Source organism: Natronobiforma cellulositropha, assembly GCF_025629245.1.
GTDB classification, from domain to species: Archaea; Halobacteriota; Halobacteria; order Halobacteriales; family Natrialbaceae; genus Natronobiforma; species Natronobiforma cellulositropha.
Genome location: NZ_JANZXN010000048.1, coordinates 1 through 7,020, shown reverse-complemented (window position 1 = coordinate 7,020; position 7,020 = coordinate 1). Strand labels below are relative to the sequence as shown.

Genomic DNA, 7,020 nt, shown 5'->3' with positions numbered 1-7,020 from the left:
CGACTGGTTTGCTGGAACAGCAGTCATCTCAGCATGATTGCGGTCAGACTCGACGCAATTTCGGCGTGATCGCCATCTCAGCCAGCCACTAAGCTAGAACGGATGCCACGGAGACCAAAAAGACGCGCGAAAACCCAACTATAGCACTACCTTGTGACCAGAAGTACTTAAAGGCGGACGGGAGGTGAAGAGAGCTGCGTGCTTTAGAGCGGGCCGGGCGCTCGAGGGCGAGATGGTGACCGTCCGCAGAAGGGCCGACGACTCCGTCTATAGCACCACCTTGTGACCAGAAGTACTTAAAGGAGTGGCGGGAGGGATTTTGTCCTCACCCCACGGACACTCGAGTAATGCCGACCGGTCTCAGACTCGAACGGGCGGACGAGACGACGATCAGCACCGTCGAGCGCCTGCTCGAGGCGAGTGGCCTGCCGTCTGCGGACGTACGCTCGAGTCCCGCGTGCTTCTATCTCGCCCGAGACGGTGCGACGCGGGTCGGCGTCGGCGGTCTCGAACGCTACGGCGGCGACGGTCTCCTACGGTCGGTCGCCGTCGAACCCCGCTACCGCTCGACGGGGTACGGGACGGCGCTCTGTGACGCGCTCGAGGCGAAGGCCCGAGCCGAGGGCGTCGAACGGCTCTACCTGCTCACGACGACCGCGGCGGCCTTCTTCGACCGACTCGGCTACGCCGAACTCGAGCGAACGGACGTCCCAGCGGCGATCAGGGAGACGAGTGAGTTCACCTCGCTCTGTCCCGCGTCGGCGACGGTGATGGAGAAGTCGCTGCTCGAATGAGATGTCGGCTCGAGGGAGGTGACGCTCGAGTGAAAACCGATGAGAATCCCGTCTATAGCACTACCTTGTGACCAGAGGTACTTAAAGGACGTGTAAGGTGCCAACGAGTGTCACACGGCCGCGACGCAGGCCCGGGCGTCGTCAACCCACGCTGGTTCGTCGACCGAGACTGGACCCTCGGCGGTCTCGAGGTCGTAGGTGAGTTCGACCTGTTCGCGCTCGTGGACGAGCGGGAGCAGTACTCGCTCGCCAGCCGTCTCGATGCGCGAGAGCGACGCCGAGACGTTCGCCTCGGCGACGTGGCCGTCTTCGATGACGACCTGTCCACTCGCGTCGGCGACGAAGCGGAATTCGGTCCCATACCCATCCGTACGCTGGTGCCAGCCCTCGAGCGGTTCGTAGACGGCACTCGAGTTCGACTCCTCGACGAGTTCGAACGCGAGGTATCGCTCGAGTCCTCTGAGACTCGTCTGACCTGCAGCGAGGGCGTAGACGTGGCGCTCTTCCCACAGCTGGGCTTGCTCTTCGGAAACCGCCGTGGCCCGGTAGGCCCGCGTCTCGTCCTCGGTGGTGCAGACGTTCGCGTTCTCGAAAGAAACCTGGTCGGGGTCGTCGGGGATCCAGGTGTAGTACTCGGTGTGTCCGTCCCTGTCGACGTAGTACGTGTGCGTGATGCCCGCTGGGTCCGGTTCGTCGTGGGCGGACGTGACGAGCGCGTTCCCACCCGCCTCGTGCTCGAGTCGCTCCTCCGGCCACCAGATCGGCTCCCCGTCGACGACGATCGACGACTCGAGGTCGATCACGACGTCGTCGGGATAGCTGAGACCGTACTCGGCGGTCTCGTGTGAGAGTTCACTCGAGAGGTCGGGGAGGGCGAGACTCGGGACCGTCAGGACGACGACGATGGCGAGGGCGGCCAGCACGTAGACGGTCGCGAGGACCCGACCGACCGCGCCGAGGTGGCTCCGCATCGTCCGTCGTATATCATTACCGATACAAATAGCTACCTTTCTGCGCGTGTGTGGAAAGAATCACCCCGACGCGAGCGATGGTCGTCGTGGACGGTGGGGGCAACAGCACGGTGCAACGGCACGGTGGAACAGTACGATGGGACGGTGGAACGGCGTGGGGACGGAGATGCGGCCACTAACCGTGGCTTCCGAAAGGCCTAATCGCGCCCTATCCCGACTAGACGCCAATGAGCCACCAGCTACCGGACGTCCAGGCGACGGGTCCCGAGGTCACCGTCGGCCTGAGTCGAGTCGGTGTCACCGGCGTCGACAAACTCGTCAAGATCGCCAGAGCGGACAAACGCCCGATCGTCCTCATGGCCGAGTTCGAGGTGTACGTCGACCTCCCCTCCTGGCGGAAGGGAATCGACATGAGCCGCAACATGGAGGTCATCGACGAAATCTTAGAGGAGGCCACCCGCGAGGCGGCCTTCCGCGTCGAGGACGTCTGCGGCGACGCCGCCGAGCGCCTGCTCGAGAAACACGACTACACCTCCCGCGCACAGGTGTCGATGGAAGCGGAGTTCGTCCGCCGCGAGCAGACGCCCGCGACCGACAGAGAGACCCAGCACACCGTCGACATCGTCGCCTCCGCGACGGCGACGGAGGAGGGCACTCGCGAGGAGATCGGCGCACGCGTCGTCGGCATGACCGTCTGCCCCTGCTCACAGGGAATGTCGGTCGCCCGCGCGAAGCAGAAACTCGAGGACCTCGACGTGCCCGAGGAGACGATCACCGAGTTCTTAGACGAGATTCCCCAGCCGGGCCACTCCCAGCGCGGTCACGCTACCCTGACGGTCGAAGCGGCGGGCGACCCCGACGTCGACTTAAACGACGTGATCGACGTCGCGCGCGATGCGATGAGCGCCCGCATCTACAACATGGCGAAACGCCCCGACGAGGACCACATGACCTTCGAGTCACACAGCAACGCGAAGTTCGTCGAAGACTGCGTCCGCTCGATGGCAGAGGGCGTCCTCGAGCGCTTCGACCACCTGCCGGACGACGCCGTCATCACGATGGCCCAGTCGAACGACGAGTCGATCCACCAGCACAACGCCCACGCCGAGCGCGTCGTCGAGATGGCGACGCTGCGTGAGGAAGTCAACGGCGACTAGTCAGAACTCGAGCGGCTCTGCAGCCTCCCAGCGCGGGGCGAACTCCCGGTGGACGTCGGCGGCGAACTCGAGGTCTTTGAGGTCGATCATGCCGAAGGCCTCGCCCGAAGCGAGCGGGTTCGGCACCTGGATGCAGACCTCGACGCCGTCGATGATGTTGAACGTCCCCGAGACGTCGTCGCTCGTCCGCACCGCGAAGTCGTCGCGCGCCTGCAGCGTCTCGCGGTACTCGTGGCCGACGTTCGGCGAGAGTTCGTCGACCAGATCCCGCGTCATCAGAATCTCGACGGCGACGCCACGCTCGAGTGCGGCCCCCAGGTGTGCGAGGACCTCCTCGCCCACCACCCGGATGTCGACCTGCAAGAGCGGGTCCGCCGCGACCATCACGATCTCGCGGTCGGCGGCGTCGAGACGCTCGAGTAAGAGGTCGATCGTCTCTTCGGGACCGACGGCGGCGGTCCAGAACTGCTCGTCGACCGGTTCGGCCGTCTCGAGTTCCGCCGCGAGGTCGTCGACGATCGACTCGTACTGTTCGGCGCGCGCCGCGAGTTCGCGCTTTTTGTCCTCGAGTAGGCGCTCGAGCGCGGTCTCCGGTTCGACGGCGACGTACTTCTTCGGACGGCTGGCGGTCTGGCTGCGAACGAGGTTGTAGCCCTCGATGGTGTTGAGCACGTCGTAGATGCGCCCCATCGGCACGTCGCTGGCGCGCGACAACTCCTTAGCGGTTGTCGGCCCGACCGTCAGCAGGGCGCGGTACGCCCGCGCCTCGTATTCGGAGAGGCCGAGATCCCTGAGTGTGGCCATGGTGGAACGAGTCGAGCGGGCGCTATAAACGCTGTGGTAGTTGTATCCTGACAGGGGTGGCGGCCGTCACTCGAGCACGGTGCTGACGCGCTCGCTCAGTTCAGCCGGAGTGGTGGCGGGCGAAGAGACCCGGGAGCCGTGTTCGACGCGGGCCGTCCCCGACTCGAGGGCGTCGCTCGCGGGTACGACGACCTTCTCGTGGTCAGCTAAGCGGAACGCTGCCCGGTGGAGGTCGGTCCCCGCGGGCGTCCCGACGCGGACGACCAGCGGGCCGGAGCGGAGCCGCGAGACCGCCGTGGCGTAGCCCGCGACCGGCGCGCCGAGGCGGTCACTCGCACCCGCGAAGGCGGCGAGCGCGTCGTGGGCGGTCTCACGGTAGCGCTCCTCGCCGATGACGACCGACAGATCGACCAGCGCGTTCGCGAGTTCCGCCGCGCCGTCGATCGGACGGAGCGGACGCTCGAGCAGGCCGGGTCCCTCGGTCGGGCCATCGACGAACGCACCGGAGTCCTCGCGGAGTTCCTCGAGTGCGACCGCTGCGACCCGCCGGGCGTCTTCGAGCGCCCCGGGCACACCGTCGGGACCGCAGACGCTGTGGGCGGTGAGCAGCGCCCGGAGGACGCGCGCCTGATTCGTGAGGAGGGTGCGCTCACCAGCCCGTCCGTCCGCGCGGTAGTGGACCACCGCACCATCCTCGAGGAGGCGCTCACGGAGCGTCTCGAGTGCGCGCACGGCGTAACGGGTCGCGCGTTCGTCGTCGGTGTAGGCAGCGTAGGTGAGCAACGCGTCGACCGCGAGCGCGTTCGCCCCCGCGAAGACCGTCTCGTCGACCGGCGGTGTCGAGACCGCCTCGCGGTCGCTCGCTGTGAGGGTGGGCGTCTTCGGGTCGCCACCGGCCTGACTCGCCGCGAAGGCGTTCTCCTCGGGGAGCCAGAGCGTCGTCGTCAGGTACTCGAGCGTCCGCTCGGCGGGCGCGAGAGAGGCTGGGTCGCCGGTCGAGAGGTAGGCGTTGGCGAACGCCCGGAGCAGCGCCGCGTTCTCGTCGGTCAGCTTCTCGGTGTGCAGTCCCGACCAGTCGCGCTCGCTCGCGAAGCGGTAGAACCCACCTTCGTACTCGTCGAGGAGGTTCGCACGCACCGCCTCGAACGAGCGCAGCGCCATCGCCCGGTCGCGTTTGAGGGCGAACTCGAGCGCACCCGGCAGCGGGAACTTCGGGGCCTCGCCCCAGCCACCGGCGACCTCGTCGTGAGTCCCCTCGAGCGCCGCGAGGACGAGTCGTTCGACGGTCTCGTCGAGGTCGCCCGCCGGTGGCTCACGCTCCCTGAGTGCCCGTGGAATCCGCCCGGCGTCGGTCCCGCGCTCGCGCCAGGTCTCGCGAACGCGCTCGAGCACCTGCCGGAGGCCGTCGGGATCGAAGTAGCCCCCGCCCGTCAGCAGCGACCCGTCGGGGGTGAGAAACACCGTCGACGGAAAGCCACCCATCGCGTAGCGGTCGCGCACCCGCGGCTGGCGGTCCACGTCGACGCGCACCGGCACGAAACTGTCGCCGATATGAGCCGCAATCGCCGGGTCGGCGTACGTCTGGGCGTCCATCTCGTGACACGGCTCACACCAGGTCGCCGTCAGCGAGAGCAGTACCGGTACCCCTCGCTCGCGCGCCTCCGCGAACGCGTCCTCACCCCACTCGCGCCACTCGACGCGGGTCGCGTCGTCCATACTCGAGCGTGGGTACTCGCGTGGGTAAGCGCTTCGTTCGCCGACAACGGAACCCGGACCGTCTAGGTCCGATCCGGGAAAATCCGACAGCCACACGGCGAGGCGTAGCCCGTCTCCGGGCCGGTGACCGTCACCGTGACCACCGGCGCGCCACAGAGCGGACACGGCGGTAGTGACGGGGCTGGCTCCTCGGAGTCGGCCATCTCAGCACCTCCACGGCCGGTGTCGGAACCGAGGCGGCGCTCGAGTGGCGAGCGGCGGGAGTCGTGTGCGATACGGCGGACGTGCGAGACGTTTATGTCTCGGTGGCAGTAAGTGATTCATGGCAACCGAAACCGCGCTGAGGTTTTGGAAGCCAGTCTCGGGTGGTCCTAAGCACCCGAGGCATTTCCGTCGATGCCAGTGATTGCGACGTGACTGGCTTCCGTGCTGCCGTTGTACACGGCGAGTCTTAACTGTTCTGAACTGTTCTGTGTGCGAGGGTGTTCGGGTGGCTCGAGCGGCGTGAGCGCCTTTCGAAATCGGAACCCGAAGTAAAGCGTTTTCACCACGCGGCGGCTACTCCCCGTATGCTCCGGTGGATTCTGGCGCTGTTGTTCATCCCGTTTCTCGACGCGGTGCTCTTAGCCGTGGTCGTGGGTCAGACGACCTACATCGGCTGGGTCGGGATGGTGTTGCTCGTCGTCCTGACCGGTCTCGTCGGCATGTTGATGGTCCGCGCCGAGGGGCGGCGGACGCTCCGGAAGGTCCAGCGCTCGCTCGCGGCGGGCGAACCGCCGACCAACCAGCTCCTCGACGGCGGACTCCTGATCGCCGCCGGGGCGTTCTTGCTCACGCCGGGACTGGTGACCGACCTGCTCGGCTTCCTGCTCGTCATCCCACCGACGCGGATTCCGATCCGGGCCGCCCTCAAGCGCTTCGTGATCGTCCCCTACCTCGACAAGCAGGCCGACGGCTTCGTCACCGGCAACGTCTGGACCGTCGGCTTCCCTCAGGAGGGCGCAGGCGCTCCACAGGGCGAGCGCGAGACCGTCGACCTCGGCGAGGACGACTACACCGTCGACGGAGACGACACCTACACCATCGAGTTCGGCGACTCGAGGACCGACGACCGAGACCGAAGCTACGACTAGGCCGACGGCGGCGCTCGCTAGTGGTTCTCACGCCCCTCGAAGAAAGAAACGCTTAAACCCAACAGCGCGCAAGTGGCAGATGCGAGCGGGCCAATAGCTCAATCAGGTTGAGCGCCACTCTGATAAGGTGGAGGTTCTCGGTTCAAATCCGAGTTGGCCCATACTCTGGTGACGAGCAATTTCGCGAGTCACCAGTATGGAACCAGCTCGGATTTGAGCCCTGGAAGTCACAGCCCGCGCAGCGAAGCGAGCAGGAATGTCTTCCTTCGGTTCAAATCCGAGTTGGCCCGTTTGTTTCTATGCCGCGTAGAATGGTCAGGATACGACATTCACTCATCTAGGCCTTGTTTAGACGCCTGAATTCATGGGTTTGAGCGGTCGAGCGCGAGTTCGATGTTTCTGACGGCGCACTTGAGGACGAGTTCGCGGAATTGTCCAAACCAGG

Annotated in this window: 7 protein-coding genes and 1 tRNA gene; 4 read left to right on the top strand and 4 right to left on the bottom strand. The window is 66.1% G+C overall.

Translation table 11 applies throughout. The features are described 5' to 3' along the window. Window positions 1-347 precede the first annotated feature (347 nt). The gene (gene arsN2 / locus N0B15_RS15635; RefSeq protein ID WP_263020646.1) at window positions 348-794 is read left to right on the top strand and encodes an arsenic resistance N-acetyltransferase ArsN2; all 447 of its coding nucleotides are present in this window, start codon (window positions 348-350) and stop codon (window positions 792-794) included. A 110-nt stretch (window positions 795-904) separates the two neighbouring features. Here the strand turns inward: arsN2 and N0B15_RS15630 are convergent, their stop codons facing one another. After that, window positions 905-1,765, bottom strand: a complete 861-nt coding sequence (locus N0B15_RS15630; protein WP_263020645.1) for a hypothetical protein — start codon at window positions 1,763-1,765, stop codon at window positions 905-907. 227 nt (window positions 1,766-1,992) lie between these two features. Between N0B15_RS15630 and mptA the strand changes: the two genes are divergently transcribed. After that, on the top strand, window positions 1,993-2,922 hold the full coding sequence (mptA, locus tag N0B15_RS15625; RefSeq protein ID WP_263020644.1) for a GTP cyclohydrolase MptA: 930 nt from the start codon (window positions 1,993-1,995) through the stop codon (window positions 2,920-2,922). On the opposite strand, the gene N0B15_RS15620 is transcribed toward mptA, so the two are convergent. From N0B15_RS15620 to N0B15_RS15610, 3 genes are all read right to left on the bottom strand, one after another. Beyond that, window positions 2,923-3,726, bottom strand: coding sequence for a TrmB family transcriptional regulator (locus N0B15_RS15620; protein ID WP_263020643.1), 804 nt, complete (start codon window positions 3,724-3,726; stop codon window positions 2,923-2,925). It lies immediately after the preceding gene. A 66-nt stretch (window positions 3,727-3,792) separates the two neighbouring features. Further along, complete coding sequence (locus N0B15_RS15615; protein ID WP_263020642.1) at window positions 3,793-5,442, bottom strand: DUF255 domain-containing protein; 1,650 nt, start codon at window positions 5,440-5,442, stop codon at window positions 3,793-3,795. A gap of 62 nt (window positions 5,443-5,504) precedes the next feature. Further along, on the bottom strand, window positions 5,505-5,645 hold the full coding sequence (locus N0B15_RS15610; RefSeq protein ID WP_263020641.1) for a hypothetical protein: 141 nt from the start codon (window positions 5,643-5,645) through the stop codon (window positions 5,505-5,507). A 366-nt stretch (window positions 5,646-6,011) separates the two neighbouring features. On the opposite strand from N0B15_RS15610, the gene N0B15_RS15605 reads away from it, so the two are divergent. Then, the gene (locus tag N0B15_RS15605) at window positions 6,012-6,575 is read left to right on the top strand and encodes an FxsA family protein (RefSeq protein ID WP_263020640.1); all 564 of its coding nucleotides are present in this window, start codon (window positions 6,012-6,014) and stop codon (window positions 6,573-6,575) included. 87 nt (window positions 6,576-6,662) lie between these two features. Continuing rightward, window positions 6,663-6,736, top strand: a tRNA-Ile gene (locus N0B15_RS15600). The last annotated feature ends 284 nt before the right edge of the window (window positions 6,737-7,020 follow it).

Excerpts from the sequence above, each read along its gene's own strand:
- arsN2 (WP_263020646.1), top strand. The coding sequence starts at position 348 with ATGCCGACCGGTCTCAGACTCGAACGGGCGGACGAGACGACGATCAGC.
- N0B15_RS15630 (WP_263020645.1), bottom strand. The coding sequence starts at position 1,765 with ATGCGGAGCCACCTCGGCGCGGTCGGTCGGGTCCTCGCGACCGTCTAC.
- mptA (WP_263020644.1), top strand. The coding sequence starts at position 1,993 with ATGAGCCACCAGCTACCGGACGTCCAGGCGACGGGTCCCGAGGTCACC.
- N0B15_RS15620 (WP_263020643.1), bottom strand. The coding sequence starts at position 3,726 with ATGGCCACACTCAGGGATCTCGGCCTCTCCGAATACGAGGCGCGGGCG.
- N0B15_RS15615 (WP_263020642.1), bottom strand. The coding sequence starts at position 5,442 with ATGGACGACGCGACCCGCGTCGAGTGGCGCGAGTGGGGTGAGGACGCG.
- N0B15_RS15610 (WP_263020641.1), bottom strand. The coding sequence starts at position 5,645 with ATGGCCGACTCCGAGGAGCCAGCCCCGTCACTACCGCCGTGTCCGCTC.
- N0B15_RS15605 (WP_263020640.1), top strand. The coding sequence starts at position 6,012 with ATGCTCCGGTGGATTCTGGCGCTGTTGTTCATCCCGTTTCTCGACGCG.